Genomic DNA, 14,098 nt, shown 5'->3' with positions numbered 1-14,098 from the left:
AGCGGGGCGGTCGCGGGCACGCCGCGACCGGCAGGGGCCCGCGAGCGCCGGCCGGTGGCACCGGCCCCGGGGTCGGGGCGGCACCACCGGCCGGCGCCGGTGACTACGCCGTCGCGCAGACGGCGTACGCGGTGTTGGTCCAGTTGCCGGTGAAGGTGTCCTCCTCGTACGCGCCGGAGGTGACGGTGGCCGGCGCGGTGGCCGGGCCGCCGTTGGGCCGGAAGTCGTCGACGACGCCCTCACCCATGATGCCGTTGAGCTCGTAGCCGGCCCCGGTCAGCACCTTGCCGATCGGGCAGGCCGCCGCGACGCTGTGGAAGTCGTTCGAGTCGCTGGGGCTCACCGCGGAGGCGCGGACCAGGCCGGCGAGGGGGTTGGCGCAGATCGCGTACGCCGTCGCGGACCAGTTGCCGGCGAAGGCGTCGGCCTCGTACGCGCCCACGAAGACCGAGGTCGGCGCGGTCGCCACGCCACCGTTGGGCCGGAAGTCGTCGACCACGCCCTCACCCATGATGCCGTTGAGTTCGTGCCCCGTCCCGGTCAGCACCTTGCCGACGGGGCAGGTCGCCGTGACGCTGCGGAAGTCGTTCGAGTCGCTGGCGGTGGTCGCCGAGACCCGCACCAGGCCCGCGACCGGGTTGGCGCAGATCGCGTACGCGGTGAGGGACCAGTTGCCCGCGAAGGCCTCCGTCTCGTACGCCCCCACGTTCACGGCGGTCGGCGCGGTGGCCGGGCCGCCGTTGGGGCGCAGGTCGTCGACCACCGCCTCGCCGGTCGCCCCGTTGAGCTCGTAGCCGGTCCCGGTCAGCACCTTGCCCACCGGGCAGGTCGCCGTGACGGTGCGGAAGTCGTTCGAGTTGCTGGCGCTCGTCACGGCGATCCGGACGAGGCCGGGGACGGCGGCCGACGCGGGAGCGGCGGGGACGACCACGACGGCCGCCACGGTGGCGCCGATAAGGAGGGTGAACGCGCGGGTTCTGCGCCGGCCGACTGTTGCCTGAGCTGACATGTGACGCTCCTGTCTGTCGCCTCGGCGGTGGCCTTCCGCAGGTGTCGGGGTTGACCGGGACGAGGCGTTGCGGTTGACGCGCTCACGCTACGTATTCGGACGACCAGGCATTATCCCCAAGCCGACTACGTCAAGTAGTCGACTGATCGCCTCGCTCGGGCCGCCACGCCCGCCGGCTTCGTTGCTCGCCGGCGGGCGGGCAGGCGGTGCCCCCGGACGTTCCCGGTCGCACCGTCAGGCGGTGTAGAGGATCTTCACCCCGTTGAGGCTCGTCGCGGAGACGCTCGTGCCGCGGACGCCGGAGTTGAGGTTGCGCCAGCCGTTGTTGCTCGCCGCCTCGTGCACCATGCCCCCGGCCACCGTGTAGACGTGCTTGACACCGCCGACGTTCATGGCCGCCAGCGCATCGGAGCTGATCCCGGAGATGCCGGAGTTGAGGTTGCGCCAGCCGTTGTTGCTCGCCGCCTCGTGCACCGTGCCCCCGACCACCGTGTAGACGATCTTCACACCGTTGAGGTCGAGGGCCGCCAGCGCGTTCGGGCTCACCCCCGAGATGCCCGAGTTGAGGTTGCGCCACCCGTTGTTGCTCGCCGCCTCGTGCACCATGCCCCCGGCCACCGTGTAGACGTGCTTGACACCGCCGACCGCGAGCGCCGCCAGCGCGTTCGCGCTCACCCCCGAGATGCCGGTGTTCAGGTTGCGCCACCCGTTGTTGCTCGCCGCCTCGTGCACCATGCCCCCGGCCACGGTGTAGATGTACTTGACGCCGTCGACGTGGATCACGGCGAGCGCGTTGTTGCTGACGCCGGAGATGCCGGTCCACAGGTTGCGCCACCCGGTGTCACTGGACGCCTCGTACACCCTGCCGTCGTTGACGGTGTAGAGCAGCTTGTTCGTGCCCATGACCATCGACGCGGTGGTCGAGCCCGTGATGCTGTTGACCGGCAGCATCCGCCAGCCGCTGTGGCTGCCGGACTCGTACACCTGGCGGTTGGAGCTGGCCTGCCCGCAGTTCCGGCTGGTCGAGTTCCGGGCCGGCGAGACGGGGCCGGAGATGTGGAGGGGGCCGGTGTTCGGGCTGCCGTCGGAGGTGATGCCGGAGGGCACGCCGTCGAAGTACGCCTCGGTCTTGACCCCGTCGCGCGTCTGCTCGTAGTGCAGGTGCGGGCCGGTCGAGTTGCCGGTGCTACCGACCCGGCCGATCTGCTGGCCGGTCGACACCCACTGCCCGGCGCGCACCGTCGGCGACTCGATCATGTGCGCGTAGCTGGTCCGCCAGGCGCCGCCGTGGTCGATCACCACGTACCAGCCGCCGCCGTTGGTCCAGCCCGCGAACGTGACGGTGCCGCCGTACGAGGCGAGGATGGGCCGGCCGCTGCTGGCGCCACCGGTGAAGGTCATGTCGATGTCGTAGTCGTCGTGCCCGTAGTAGGTGGCCATCCGCCAGGTCTCGCCGCAGGGGAACGGCATCTGGAAGTGCGGCCGGGGGCCGGCGGCCTGGGCCGGCGCGGTCACGACGGCGGCGGTGCCCACCACGGCGAGCAGCGCCACAGCGACGCCGGCGAGCGTCAGGCGGGCCGAGGTGAGGACGCGGGCGAGTAGACCCGTCATAGGGGAAAGTCCCTCCGGAGCCGGAATTTGATGTTGATGGATGCTAAGGCAGCCATCGACATCCGGCGAGAGGGTGGACGGACTCGGGTGGGTGTGGCCGGTCAGGCGGTCGCCGTCGTGCCGGCGAGCAGGGCGAGGATCGTCTGGTTCGCCTCCCAGCCGTCCGGGAACTTGACCGGCACGTCGAGGTGCACGGTCTCCGTCGACGGGTGGGCGTCCAGCAGCTCGCCGAGCCCGGCGCGCGCCACCACGACGCACGCGTGCCGGTGGCGCGACGTCAGCACGCAGAGCCGCCCCGACTCCAGGTGGAACGCGGTCGCGTCGCGCCGGCCCGACAGCGGGTGCAGCACGATCGTCACGTCGTACTCCCGGCCCTGGAGCCGGTTGGCGGTGTCCACGGTGATGCCCGCCCCGGCCTCGCCCAGGTGCGCGCGGATGGCCGCGACCTGGTCGCGGTGGGCGGCCCCGACGGCGATCCGGTCGGCGGTGACCGGCGCGCCCGCCGGCGCGTGCTCGCTGACGGCGACCGCGCCGCGCGCGAGCACCCGCAACGCCAGCGCCGCGCAGGCCGAGGCGGCCTCGCCGTCGGTACGCAGGGTGTGCCGGGCCGGCAGCTCGTGCAGCGCCCAGCCGGTGGCCGCCGCCAGGTCCACCACCCGGTCCAGCGCGTCCCCCGGCCCCGCCCCGGTGAAGCTCAGCGCCCGGTCCGCGGCGGACGTGCCGGCGCGGAAGCCGGTGAACGGGTAGAACGCCGCCGCCACCACCGGCGCCGCCGAGGCGGGCAGCCGCCACGACACCGGCAGCCGGTGCACGGGCAGCTCCGGGTTGTGCCGCAGCAGCACCGCCACCGCCGACTGCATCGGATCCCAGGTCAGGCCCGTCCAGCGCCCCGTCTCCACGGTGGAGAACGGGTCGAGCTGGCCGGGATCGCCGACGAACAGCGCCCGCTCGAACCGTCCGGCCACGCGCAGCAGGGCGTCCGAGCGCATCTGGTACGCCTCGTCCACGATCGCCCACGGCCAGGAGCCCTCGGCGACCGTGGCCCACTTGGCGGCCGTACCGATGATGACGGCCGGACCGCCGAGGTCGGCGACCTTCGCGGCGACCCGGACCGTCTCGTGGCCCCTGACCCGCTCGGACGGCCGGTAGTCGGCGGCGGAGAGGCGCCCGATGCGCAGCTCGGGCGCCTTGCGCGCCAGGCGGTCGATGAGGTCGTCGACCTGCTCGTTGGTCTGCGCGACGATGATCAGCGGCTCGCCGGCGGCGGCCAGCTCGACGGCGGCGCGCACCACCAGGGTCGACTTGCCGGCCCCCGGCGGCGAGTCGACCACCACGCCGCGGTGGTCGCCGGAGCGCAGGTCGGCCAGCACGGCGGTGATGACCCGCTCCGCCTCGACCGCCGGCGGCACCTCCAGCCCGGAGCGCATCGATTCCACCTTCCCCCCCGAGGTCTACGGGAGATTACGCCCGGTCAGGCCGCGCAGGAAGGCCAGCCCCTCGACGGCCAGGGTGTCGGGACCGGCCGTGAGGGGCCGCCACACGGACATCGGGACCGCCAGGGCCTCGGCGGTGAACGACTCGATGTTCACCTGGCCGGAATAGCCGATACCGGTCAGGGCGTCGAACATTCCCGGCCAGTCGAGGTGGTCCCCGCCGGGCACCCCGCGGTCGTTGCCGCACACCTGCACGTGGGCGAGCCGGTCGCCGGCGAGCCGGATGGCGGCCGGCAGGTCACGCTCCTCGATGTTGAGATGGAAGGTGTCCAGCGCGAGGCCCAGGCCCGCGACGCCGTCCACCACCTCCAACGCCTGCTCGACGGTGTTGATCAGGCTCGTCTCGAACCGGTTGAGCGGTTCGAGGGCGATCGTCACGCCCTGTCCGGCCGCCTCCTCGGCCAGCGGCCGGAGCCGCTCGACGAGGCGCGCGACGGTGGCGCGCCGGGCGTCCGCGTCGAGCAGCCACCGCCGGCCGGCCGGGGCGTAGAGCGGGCCCGCCACCACGGCGGCACCCACCCGGCCCGCGGTCCGCACGCAGTGCCGCACGAACTCCTCCGTACGCCCCACGATCTCCTCGTCGTCGGCGAGCAGGTCGTGCTCGGACAGCAGGCCGGCGCAGACGGCGGGGGCCAGCCCCAGCCCGGCGAGCAGGTCGGCGGCGCGGACGGGGTCCCAGTCGTCCGGCGCCTGGACGGTCAGCTCCACGGCGTCGAAGCCCCACGCCCTGATCCGGGGGGCCAGCCGGGCGAGCGCCTCGTCGGTCAGCGGTGCCGCCCACGCCCACGTGTTGATGCCGATCCGCACTTGTGCCCTCTCGCCGTCCCGATCGTCAAGATCCGTCGACTGTAGAGGGCCGGTCATCCCGGGGACGGGCGGGCCGCACGAAGAGCCCGAACCCGGGCGTCCAGCAGCGCGAACCCCACTGGCGCGCACGTGAGGGCGGGCCCCGGCCGGCGGCATCCGGCCGGCGGCATCCGGCCGGCGGCATCCGGCGGTAGGACTAGACACCGGCACACCGGGTACGCGCGGCCGGGATCTGGAGGTGGTGCCCGATGGCGAGGTTCCTGTTCACGGCGACCTACACGGCCGAGGGGATCAGCGGGTTGATGAAGGAAGGCGGGAGTCGACGCGCCGAGGTGATCCAGGCACTGGTCGAGAACGCCGGCGGCCGGATGGAGTCGCTTTACTTCGGGCTCGGCCCGCACGACGTGTACGTGATCTGCGATCTTCCCGACCAGCAGACCGCCGTCGCCCTGGCCGCCACGATCCGGGCGGCCCGTGGCCTGGACACCCGGATCAACCCGCTGCTGACCCCCGAGGACATGGACGAGGCGCTGCAGATGAGGGTGGCCTACCGGCCGCCGGGAGGCTGACCCGCCGCACTCTGATACCTGGCGGCGCTTCCCGCCCAGAGTTGCCGAGCAACCGACGCGTGCGGCAGGGCGGACATGGCCCGTTCAGTCTTGTCCGCCCTGCCGTCATCGCCTCAGCCGACGCGCTGGCGGGGGCGGGTCAGGGCGAAGCCGACCACACCCGCGACGGCGGCCAGGATGCCGCCCGCGATGGTCCAGTACCAGCGCGACGACAGGCTCGGCCACCGGAACCGGTCGAACCAGCCGTCCTCCTCGTCGCCGGCCGCCGGGTCCGGCCTGCTGGCGGTCGGATCCTCGACGAGCACCTTGCCCGGGTTCACCGCCGGGACCAGGGGCTCCTTCAGGTCGCCGCCCTCCGGCTCGGTGTCGCCGTCGGACTCCACCCCGACCAGCAGGCTCACCTCGATCGGCAGGCCCAGCTCCTGCTCCGGCAACTCGGTGCCGGACAGCCGGACGTAGTAGGTGCCCGGCAGCGGGTCGCCCGACCACGGCTCGGCCCACGAGCGCACCTGGCGCAGCTCGCAGTCGAGGTCGACGCTGGCGGCGCTCTTCGACGCCACCGGGGTCTGCGCCCCGGCGACGCACGCCTGCCGGCGGCGCAGCCCGTCGAAGACCTCGACGGTCCAGGTGGAGTCGCCCTTGCGGCTCGCCGCGGCGGGCAGCGACACGGTGGCCGCGACGTGGTGGGTGTCGCCCGCCGCGGCCGTGAACGACCAGTACAGGTAGTCGCCCACGGAGGCGCCGACCCGTACCGGCTGGCCGGGGCTGATGCCGGCGGCGGTGAGGAACGAGGTGCCGGCCTTGTTGATGGTGGCGGCCCCCGGCGACGGGGTGGGCGTGTCCGCGCCGGCGGCGGCCGGCAGCGCGACGGCGATACCGGTGGCGGCGAGCACCGCCGCCGCGCGGCGGGCCCAGATCAGGGCCGGAGCCTTGCGTACCTTCATCGGGTCCTCCAGACCGCTACCCACCAACGGGTCAGCCAACCGACGATCAACCCGCTGAGCAGGCCCGCGAGCGTCAGTACGCCCAGCAGCACCCAACCACGGCCGAGACCCGGGCTGTTCGGGGCGGGCGACGCGTCGACCAGGTCGATGGTCAGTTCGAGCGGCATGCCCGGGGCCTGACCGGCACCCGCCTTCGCGGAGAAGGAGTTGCTGACGACCAGGCAGACGACGGTGGGCTCGGGCGCCTTCTCCGTCGAGTCCGTGAAGACGCCACCCTTGTCGTCGTCCGCCGGCTCCTCCTCGTCGTCGTCGGCCGCCGACCAGCGCACGCCGGTCGACAGCACGTCGGTACGACCGCTGCCGGCGTCGTTGCCCCGGACCAGTTCCCGCCCGTCGGTGGCGGTGGCCCGCAGCAGTACGCCGTAGTCCCGGTTCAACGGCCGGTCCAGGCCGATGCTCACCGAGGCCCGCAGCTCCTGCCCCGGCTGGACCGGGATCCGGTACCACCGGTGCTCCTCGAAGCGCTCCCGGTCGGTGTAGACACCGGGGGTGAGTACGGGCGCCTCGGCGCAGACGTCGGTGCCGGCCACCTTCGCCGGCGTCCTGGTGTGGGTGTCCTTGGCCCGCTGCACGAGCTGCTTGATCCGCCGGGTCAGGTCGTCCTTGCTCTGCGCGGAGGTGTACGTGCCGCCGGTCGCCGAGGCGATGCAGACGAGCTGCCTGCGTACCTTCTCGTCGGGGATGAGGCCGAGCGTGTCGACCACCAGGTGGGTGCCCTGGGCGGCCAGCTCGCGGGCCACCTCGCAGGGGTCCGGCGGCGCGCAGGTGTCCTCGCCGTCGGTAATGAGCACGATGCGCCGGGTGGTCTCGCCGGTGCCGAGGTCCTTGGCCGCCTCGCGCAGGGCCAGCCCGACGGGGGTGAAGCCGGTCGGGCGCAGGGTGGCGATGGCGTTCTTGGCCTTCACCCGGTTGACGGGGCCGACCGGCACGAGCTGCTGGGTGTCCTGGCAGCCGACCTTCTTGTCGTCGCCGCCGTAGGTGGCGCCCAGGACGCGGATACCGAGATCCGTCGTCTCGGGCAGCGCGTCCACGACGTCGTTGAACGCCTCCTGGGCGACGGCGATGCGGGAACGACCGCCGATGTCCTTGGCGCGCATCGAGCCACTGACGTCGAGCACCAGCTCCACCTTGGGCGGCTCGGCGGGTGCGGTCTCGTGCTCGTCGGCGTAGGCGGGAGCATCCAGTGTCGGGAAGGCCACCAGCAGTCCTAACAGGACCGCCGGGAGCCGTCGTTTGATCATCACGGCGCCGATCCTAGTGATCATCATGCTCGTGGCCGACCGGGTGGCGTCGCCCCGTCCACTCAGGACGAGCCGGCCTGCAAGGCTCGCGAGCGCTCTTCGGCGTGCCGGGTCTGCCAGGTGCGCAGCGCCTCCTTGATGCGGTGGTTCTCGGCGCGGGTGAGGTCGAGTTGGCGGGTGCGGTCGCGCAGCTCGTGGGCGAGGCGACACAGCAGGGCGTCGACCTCGTCGACCCGGTAGCCGCGCCGGCCGAGCCGCGTACGCGGCAGGGTGACGTCGAGGACCCGGTCGGTGGTGAGCGGGCCCGGCAGGGTGTGCCGGCTTCGATAGACGGCCATCAGGACACCAGCTCCGCCGGCAGGTGGATGCGGTCGGCGGGCACCCCGGCGGCGAGCAGCCGCAGTCGCGCGCCGGCGAGCATCAGCGGCGGGCCGCAGACGTACACGTCATGCTCGGGGCGGCGGTGGTCGAGGGCGATGGTGAGGGCGTCGCCCCGCTCGGCGGGCTCCGCCCCGGGGTCGTGGCTGAAGGCGGGCACGACGGTCAGCCAGTCGTGGGCACACTGGAGCTTGTCGAGGGCGGGCGCGTCGTACAGGTCCGCGAAGGTGCGCGCGCCGACGACCAGGGTCACCCGCCGACCGTCGGGCGCGGCGGCGACCTGCTCGACCAGGGCGCGCAGCGGCGTCAGTCCGGTGCCCCCGGCCACGAGCAGCAGGTCCCGCCGCGCGGACGGGTCCAGGCGCAGGCCGGCGTCGCGCGGCGGGCCGAGCCAGAGCAGTTCGCCGGGGCGTACGTCGTGGACGAGGCGGTGGGCGACGGCCCCGGCGGCGACGGCGCGGACGTGCAGCTCGACGGTGCCGTCGAGGCGCGGGGCGTTGGCCGGGGAGAGCCAGCGCCAGCGGCCGGGCCGGCGCGGCGTGCAGACGGGGACCGCCTGGCCGGGCCGGTGGGGCAGGCGCTGCCAGGGGCGTACGGTCAGGATCGCGATCGTGTCGCACGGCCGGTCGTGGCCGATCACCTCGGCGGGGCACCAGGCCGGGCCGTCCTCCGCGCGGGCGGCGGCGCGGCGCACGGCCTCGGCGGCGCGGCGGTCGGCGCGCTCCCAGGCGTCCGTGAGCTGGGACGTCCACAGCGGACGTCCGCGTCGGGCGACGGCGGCGAGCAGCGCGTCGCCGATGGTGGCGGCGTGCGGCAGCAGGCCATGCTGGCGGTACGCGCGGCCGAGCACCGCCAGCAGCGCCGCCCGCCCGGCCGGGTCGTCGCCGCCGACGGTGAGGCGGCCGAGCGCGGCGAAGAGCAGCGGCGCGTCGCGTTCGGGAAGCAAACCGGGGCGGCGGTCCTCGATCGTGCACCAGAAGTCGTCGGCGCCCTTCTCGACGGCCTTGTCGACGGCCGCCTCCCAGGCGGCGACGATGCTCACGCGCCCACCTCGCCAGCGAAGGCCCGGCGGGCGCGGGCGATGCGCTCGTCGGGCACGTCGAGCGCCCAGAGCACCCCCGCCAGGTAGTCGACGATGCGCCGGTGCTGCTCCTCCGACAGGCCGAACCCGCGCCATGGGTCCGTCGCCGGCTGGCCTTCGACGGCCGCGGCGAGGCCCGCCGCCAGGTGCGCGCCGAGCCGTTCCAGGTCGACCCCGATGAGGTACGGCGACAGCTCCGCGTCCGCCACCACGAGCCGCAGCCACTGCCCGACCACCTCCTGGGCGGTCACGCCCAGCCGCCCAGCTCGGGTCGGGCTTCAGCTTCCTCTGCGGTCGCCATGGTCAGGACCGGGATGGCGTCGATCAGGGTGGTCACGTTCTTCTGCCCCTCGCGTTACGGCTGGTGGAGTGGCGCCGGGGCGGGCGGGAGCGGAGCTGTGTCGTTCGGGGACCGACGCAGTTCCGGAGCCAGCACCCGCCCCGGGCCATACGTCCACCCTTTCCGAGCTGCGGGAAGACCAGAACGACCACGCACTGCACTTGGCCGGTAACTGCGCTGCATCTGCTGCCGGTAAGGTGCACGATGACCGTTCTCGACGTGATCGAAGGCGGCACGATGACACCCGTGCAGCGATGGACCGGCCGCGAGACGAAGGCACTCCGCTATGCGCTCCGCATGAGCATCCGTGACTTCGCCGTACACCTGGGCGTGGCCGAACGGACCGTTTCCAAGTGGGAGGCCGGCGGGAAGAGCGTGAACCCCCGCCCTGAGATGCAGGCGGCCCTGGACACTGCCCTCACTCAGGCTGCCGACGAGGCGCAACGCCGGTTCGCGACGGCGCTACCTCAGACAAACCTGCCGGCTCCGGCTTCCGGGAGCGGGCTCGACCTTGGAGCCGCCGCGCGCGGGCAGGTTACGCGGACTCGTCAGGCTCTCGGACTAAGCGTCGGAGACTTCGCCGCCGTGCTGGCCCGGATGCTGACCTGGCGACCAACCGGATACGACGTCACCAAATGGGAGACGGACACGGTCCCACCCGGCGACGTGGTCCTCGCGCTCTCCGCGATTCTCGACCCGTCCGGCGCGGGTAACCTGGATGAGGAGCGGCTCGGAGACCTCGTCGCCGTCCACCCGAACCGCTCCGAGTTCTCCACCAACCTTCCGCCCGATCAACTGCTCGGCGGAGCAAGCAGCGTGCGCGCCATTGGCCTGTCGCTCAATCTCCTGTCGCAGACTTACCCGGACCGCCGCTGGCACGACCTGGTCGAGGCCGGTGCGCATGTCCGCCTTCTGTTCCTCGATCCATCTGGGCAGGCTGTCCAGGCACGCGAGGCGGAGGAAGGCTTTCCCACGGGGCAGTTGTCCGGGCTGACGAAGCTCAACATCGAAACGCTGATGCGTGTGCGTGACCGGCTACCCGACGGGCTCCAGGACCGCATGGAACTGGCGGTCTACGACGACACGTTGCGCTTCAACGTGATCCTGGTCGACGATCTCTGCGTCGCGCAGCCGTACCTTGCGGAGAGCCGAGGGGTCGACTCCCCCGCGTTCGTCGCCAGACGGAGACAGGCTCGCGGCGGCCTGTATCCGGTGTTCGAACAACACTTCGAGACGCAGTGGCGACGGGGGCAGCAGTTGTGAGCGACTACGGGCCACTGTTGCCTGTTGCGATCGAGGCGGTTGCGCGGGCGGCCAAGGACATGCGGCGCAAGCCACCGGGTGCCCTCACAGCCAAGGGCGACCGCGACATGGCCTCCGCGCTGGACTACGAGATCGAGCGCGACATCCGTGAGCTTCTCCGGGTCGCGACTCCCGACATCGGGTTCCTCGGCGAGGAGGACGGCATCAGCGGGCCGGGAGAGCTCCAGTGGGTGCTCGATCCGATCGACGGGACGGCCAACTTCGTGCGAGGCATCCCGCTCTGCGCGGTGTCGCTCGGACTGCTACACAACGGCGAGGCGGTCCTCGGGGTCATCGAGTTGCCCTTCCTCGGCAACCGTTACGCCGCCGCGCAGGGCGACGGCGCAACGGTCGACGGCAGACCGATTCGGGTTAGCCAGACGGGGCGGCTGAGCGAGGCGATCGTGGCGATCGGTGATTACGCCGTCGGCGAGGATGCGGCTGCCAAGAATCGACTCCGGCTCGCACTGACCGCACGACTCGTAGAGTCCGTGCAGCGTGTACGGATGACCGGCACGGCGGCGCTGGACCTGGCTTGGCTGGCCGAGGGCAAGCTCGATGCTGCCCTCACCCTCTCCAACCGCCCCTGGGACATGACTGCGGGAGTGGCTATCGCCCGAGAGGCAGGAGCTCAACTGATAGACAGGGACGGGACCCGCCATGACGTGAACTCGTCCGTGACCCTTGGCGTCACGCCAGCCCTGTTCAAGGACACCCTCAGCCTGTTCGAGCAAGCGGCTGCTTGACGTAGCCGAACGTGTGCTGGCCATCGCTGCGCCGGAAGACCCGTAATGACATGAATCGGGTAAAGCGGCTCATTTCGCGCAGAGGTGAGGACGGCGGCTCGTCGCAGGCCGCCGATAAGCTGGGCATGCCTCCGGACGACAGACACCTCCAAGGATGACGAATAACGCCGCCATCGCCTTGCGCGGGCGCCAGCAGCCGAGCATTCGCGTCGGGCGTACCCGGCGGCGCCGGCAAGTCGATGGACACGCCTCTGTCCACCTTTCGGCAACACGCAGTATTCAGGTAACGTGACGCAACCTGCGAGCAGTAACTACGCACGACCAGCAGAGCTAGCTACTGCAGTTTCTCGATCATCGACGTAGCAGGGGAGTCCCAGATGTTGGCATCCAAGCCCCAAGCGGTTGTACTGCTGAGCGGCGGGCTCGACTCGGCCACAGCTCTCGCTGTAGCCGTCGAGGAGGGCTTCGAGGCCAACGCCCTCAGCTTTCGTTACGGGCAGCGGCATACCGTAGAACTCAAAGCCGCCACACGGGTTGCGAAGGCTCTCGGAGCGACGCGTCATGTTGTCGCGGACATCGATCTCAGGATCTTCGGCGGCTCCGCACTGACCGACGACGGTCTCGCTGTGCCTCACCACAAGAGCGCCGAGGAGATCGGGAGCGAGATCCCGATCACCTACGTACCGGCTCGCAACACCATCTTCCTGTCGTTCGCGCTTGCCTGGGCAGAGACCCTTGGAGCTTCTGATGTCTTCATCGGCGTGAGCGCCCTCGACTACAGCGGCTACCCGGACTGCCGGCCGGAGTACATCCAGGCGTACGAGCGCATGGCAAACCTCGCCACCAAGGCTGGCGTCGAGGGCAGTCAGCGGATGAAGATCCACACTCCCCTCATCGACCTGACCAAAGCCGACACGATTCGGCTGGGCCTCAGCCTCGATGTCGACTACTCCCTCACGCACAGTTGCTACGACCCTCTCAACGGGCGACCGTGCGGCACCTGCGACTCCTGCCTGCTACGCACCCGCGGCTTCGCCGAACTCGGCATGTCAGACCCCGCTGCCGGCAGCCAATCATGAGATCCGCGTACCGCATCAAAGAGATTTTCTACACCCTGCAGGGCGAAGGTACTCATGCCGGGCGGCCTGCCGTCTTTTGCCGGTTCACGAGTTGCAACCTCTGGACGGGGCGCGAGACAGACCGCCACCGCGCCATATGCCAGTTTTGCGATACAGACTTTGTTGGCACTGACGGACCCGGAGGAGGGCGCTTCCGGTCCGCCCAGGACCTAGCTGCCGCAGTAGCCAAGGCCTGGGCTGGTGCAGCCCATCCGAAGAGTAAGCCGTATGTCGTCTGCACTGGTGGCGAGCCACTGCTGCAACTCGACACCGCTGCCGTCGAGGCGCTTCATTACGAGGGCTTCGAGGTCGCTATCGAGACGAACGGAACGCGACCTTTGCCCGCAGGCGTCGACTGGGTCTGCGTCAGCCCGAAGGCTGGCACAGAGTTAGTCATCACTCAGGGTGATGATCTCAAGCTCGTGTACCCGCAACCGGGCGCGGATCCTGAGCGATTCGAGAGCCTGGACTTCGCCCACTTTCTCCTCCAGCCGATGGACGGACCAGACCAGGCGGCGAACACCCAAGCCGCCATCAACTACTGCCTCGCTCACCCTCAGTGGTCATTGAGCCTGCAGACGCACAAGTACGTTGGGATTGCTTGATGGAAATCTTCCGCGAATTCACTTTCGAGTCTGCTCATCGCCTGCCGAAGGTGCCTGACGGACACAAGTGCGCGCGCCTTCACGGCCACTCTTATCGAGTTGAGGTGCACGTGCGCGGCGAGGTCGGCGCGTCCTCCGGTTGGGTGATGGACTTTGGAGACATCAAGGCAGCATTCCGGCCTATCTTGGACCAGCTTGACCACTACTACCTGAACGAGGTGCCCGGGCTGGAGAACCCCACCAGCGAGGTACTGGCCCAGTGGATTTGGACGAAGCTTGTCGATCAGCTACCGCTATCTGCCATCGTGGTCAGAGAGACGTGCACGTCAGGGGCGGTCTACCGGGGCGATGCCCCGTGACGGAAGCTACGGCCGATGAGCATCCACTAGGCTCAACCGTGGATAGAAGCCTGGCGAGGCCGTCGACACGAATGCACATCGTCGTGACCTGTGCGAACCGCAAGAACCTTCCCGTGCCCGCCGCACTGCGCGTTGGAGCCCTGACGGGCTACCTGCCGAGACAGAGGCTCACGGAGTGGATTCGGAGGCTTTCCGAACCAGGTCAACCGTCCACTGCCGCCACGTCACTTTACGCCGGCGAGCATTGGACGGCGGCGCGTCAACTCGCGATGTCGATACGTGTAGAGGCGCAACTATGGGTTTGTTCCGCGGGGTATGGGTTGATCCCTGCCAGCGCGCACGTCCGTCCCTACGCAGCGACGTTCGCGATACGGGAGGGAGACTCGGTTGGGCGAAGCTCGACCGAGAACCGCAATTGGTGGCGCGGGCTGAGCG

16 protein-coding genes are annotated in these 14,098 nt (G+C 70.9%); 6 read left to right on the top strand and 10 right to left on the bottom strand.

Annotated features, from left to right (window positions below):
* Window positions 1-103: 103 nt before the first annotated feature.
* The 4 genes from V6U77_RS13985 to V6U77_RS13970 form a co-directional block, all read right to left on the bottom strand.
* Window positions 104-1,009: a hypothetical protein gene (locus tag V6U77_RS13985; RefSeq protein ID WP_334606733.1), complete on the bottom strand. Its 906-nt coding sequence runs from the start codon at window positions 1,007-1,009 to the stop codon at window positions 104-106.
* 234 nt (window positions 1,010-1,243) lie between these two features.
* Window positions 1,244-2,620 (bottom strand): M23 family metallopeptidase, encoded by a 1,377-nt coding sequence (locus tag V6U77_RS13980; RefSeq protein ID WP_334606732.1) that lies wholly within the window; start codon window positions 2,618-2,620, stop codon window positions 1,244-1,246.
* Window positions 2,621-2,721: 101 nt separating this feature from the next.
* Window positions 2,722-4,047 (bottom strand): AAA family ATPase, encoded by a 1,326-nt coding sequence (locus V6U77_RS13975; protein ID WP_334606731.1) that lies wholly within the window; start codon window positions 4,045-4,047, stop codon window positions 2,722-2,724.
* A gap of 24 nt (window positions 4,048-4,071) precedes the next feature.
* Window positions 4,072-4,920 carry a sugar phosphate isomerase/epimerase family protein gene (locus V6U77_RS13970; protein ID WP_334606730.1) on the bottom strand — a complete coding sequence of 283 codons (849 nt, stop codon included), beginning with the start codon at window positions 4,918-4,920 and terminating at the stop codon, window positions 4,072-4,074.
* 248 nt (window positions 4,921-5,168) lie between these two features.
* Between V6U77_RS13970 and V6U77_RS13965 the strand changes: the two genes are divergently transcribed.
* Complete coding sequence (locus tag V6U77_RS13965; protein WP_334606729.1) at window positions 5,169-5,489, top strand: GYD domain-containing protein; 321 nt, start codon at window positions 5,169-5,171, stop codon at window positions 5,487-5,489.
* 113 nt (window positions 5,490-5,602) lie between these two features.
* Here the strand turns inward: V6U77_RS13965 and V6U77_RS13960 are convergent, their stop codons facing one another.
* From V6U77_RS13960 to V6U77_RS13940, 5 genes are all read right to left on the bottom strand, one after another.
* Entirely contained in the window at window positions 5,603-6,433 is an 831-nt protein-coding gene (locus tag V6U77_RS13960; protein WP_334606728.1) for a peptidase, read from the bottom strand.
* Window positions 6,430-7,734, bottom strand: a complete 1,305-nt coding sequence (locus tag V6U77_RS13955; RefSeq protein ID WP_334606737.1) for a VWA domain-containing protein — start codon at window positions 7,732-7,734, stop codon at window positions 6,430-6,432. The genes V6U77_RS13960 and V6U77_RS13955 overlap by 4 nt, the downstream gene beginning before the upstream one ends.
* A gap of 62 nt (window positions 7,735-7,796) precedes the next feature.
* The gene (locus V6U77_RS13950) at window positions 7,797-8,072 is read right to left on the bottom strand and encodes a DivIVA domain-containing protein (protein ID WP_334606727.1); all 276 of its coding nucleotides are present in this window, start codon (window positions 8,070-8,072) and stop codon (window positions 7,797-7,799) included.
* Window positions 8,072-9,154, bottom strand: coding sequence for an FAD-binding oxidoreductase (locus V6U77_RS13945; RefSeq protein ID WP_334606726.1), 1,083 nt, complete (start codon window positions 9,152-9,154; stop codon window positions 8,072-8,074). The genes V6U77_RS13950 and V6U77_RS13945 overlap by 1 nt, the downstream gene beginning before the upstream one ends.
* On the bottom strand, window positions 9,151-9,444 hold the full coding sequence (locus tag V6U77_RS13940) for a hypothetical protein (protein ID WP_334606725.1): 294 nt from the start codon (window positions 9,442-9,444) through the stop codon (window positions 9,151-9,153). The genes V6U77_RS13945 and V6U77_RS13940 overlap by 4 nt, the downstream gene beginning before the upstream one ends.
* A gap of 293 nt (window positions 9,445-9,737) precedes the next feature.
* On the opposite strand from V6U77_RS13940, the gene V6U77_RS13935 reads away from it, so the two are divergent.
* Window positions 9,738-10,796 (top strand): DUF5919 domain-containing protein, encoded by a 1,059-nt coding sequence (locus V6U77_RS13935; RefSeq protein WP_334606724.1) that lies wholly within the window; start codon window positions 9,738-9,740, stop codon window positions 10,794-10,796.
* Window positions 10,793-11,581 carry an inositol monophosphatase family protein gene (locus V6U77_RS13930; protein ID WP_334606723.1) on the top strand — a complete coding sequence of 263 codons (789 nt, stop codon included), beginning with the start codon at window positions 10,793-10,795 and terminating at the stop codon, window positions 11,579-11,581. The genes V6U77_RS13935 and V6U77_RS13930 overlap by 4 nt, the downstream gene beginning before the upstream one ends.
* On the opposite strand, the gene V6U77_RS13925 is transcribed toward V6U77_RS13930, so the two are convergent.
* Window positions 11,553-11,828: a hypothetical protein gene (locus V6U77_RS13925; RefSeq protein ID WP_334606722.1), complete on the bottom strand. Its 276-nt coding sequence runs from the start codon at window positions 11,826-11,828 to the stop codon at window positions 11,553-11,555. The two genes, V6U77_RS13930 and V6U77_RS13925, sit on opposite strands and share 29 nt — an antisense overlap.
* Window positions 11,829-11,958: 130 nt before the next feature.
* On the opposite strand from V6U77_RS13925, the gene queC reads away from it, so the two are divergent.
* The 3 genes from queC to queD are packed head-to-tail and all read left to right on the top strand — an operon-like array spanning window position 11,959 to window position 13,663.
* The gene (queC, locus tag V6U77_RS13920) at window positions 11,959-12,660 is read left to right on the top strand and encodes a 7-cyano-7-deazaguanine synthase QueC (protein WP_334606721.1); all 702 of its coding nucleotides are present in this window, start codon (window positions 11,959-11,961) and stop codon (window positions 12,658-12,660) included.
* Window positions 12,657-13,304 (top strand): 7-carboxy-7-deazaguanine synthase, encoded by a 648-nt coding sequence (gene queE, locus V6U77_RS13915; protein WP_327030595.1) that lies wholly within the window; start codon window positions 12,657-12,659, stop codon window positions 13,302-13,304. The genes queC and queE overlap by 4 nt, the downstream gene beginning before the upstream one ends.
* Window positions 13,304-13,663 (top strand): 6-carboxytetrahydropterin synthase QueD, encoded by a 360-nt coding sequence (queD, locus tag V6U77_RS13910; RefSeq protein WP_334606720.1) that lies wholly within the window; start codon window positions 13,304-13,306, stop codon window positions 13,661-13,663. The genes queE and queD overlap by 1 nt, the downstream gene beginning before the upstream one ends.
* Window positions 13,664-14,098: the final 435 nt, after the last annotated feature.

Source organism: Micromonospora sp. CPCC 205546 (genome assembly GCF_036902715.1).
Lineage (GTDB): Bacteria > Actinomycetota > Actinomycetes > Mycobacteriales > Micromonosporaceae > Micromonospora.
Note: the sequence above shows the minus strand (reverse complement) of the source record. Positions and strands in the feature narration are given on the sequence as shown.

Excerpts from the sequence above, each read along its gene's own strand:
- queE (WP_327030595.1), top strand. The coding sequence starts at position 12,657 with ATGAGATCCGCGTACCGCATCAAAGAGATTTTCTACACCCTGCAGGGC.
- V6U77_RS13965 (WP_334606729.1), top strand. The coding sequence starts at position 5,169 with ATGGCGAGGTTCCTGTTCACGGCGACCTACACGGCCGAGGGGATCAGC.
- V6U77_RS13950 (WP_334606727.1), bottom strand. The coding sequence starts at position 8,072 with ATGGCCGTCTATCGAAGCCGGCACACCCTGCCGGGCCCGCTCACCACC.
- V6U77_RS13975 (WP_334606731.1), bottom strand. The coding sequence starts at position 4,047 with ATGCGCTCCGGGCTGGAGGTGCCGCCGGCGGTCGAGGCGGAGCGGGTC.
- queC (WP_334606721.1), top strand. The coding sequence starts at position 11,959 with ATGTTGGCATCCAAGCCCCAAGCGGTTGTACTGCTGAGCGGCGGGCTC.
- V6U77_RS13980 (WP_334606732.1), bottom strand. The coding sequence starts at position 2,620 with ATGACGGGTCTACTCGCCCGCGTCCTCACCTCGGCCCGCCTGACGCTC.
- V6U77_RS13960 (WP_334606728.1), bottom strand. The coding sequence starts at position 6,433 with ATGAAGGTACGCAAGGCTCCGGCCCTGATCTGGGCCCGCCGCGCGGCG.
- V6U77_RS13985 (WP_334606733.1), bottom strand. The coding sequence starts at position 1,009 with ATGTCAGCTCAGGCAACAGTCGGCCGGCGCAGAACCCGCGCGTTCACC.
- V6U77_RS13935 (WP_334606724.1), top strand. The coding sequence starts at position 9,738 with ATGACCGTTCTCGACGTGATCGAAGGCGGCACGATGACACCCGTGCAG.
- queD (WP_334606720.1), top strand. The coding sequence starts at position 13,304 with ATGGAAATCTTCCGCGAATTCACTTTCGAGTCTGCTCATCGCCTGCCG.
- V6U77_RS13955 (WP_334606737.1), bottom strand. The coding sequence starts at position 7,734 with ATGATCAAACGACGGCTCCCGGCGGTCCTGTTAGGACTGCTGGTGGCC.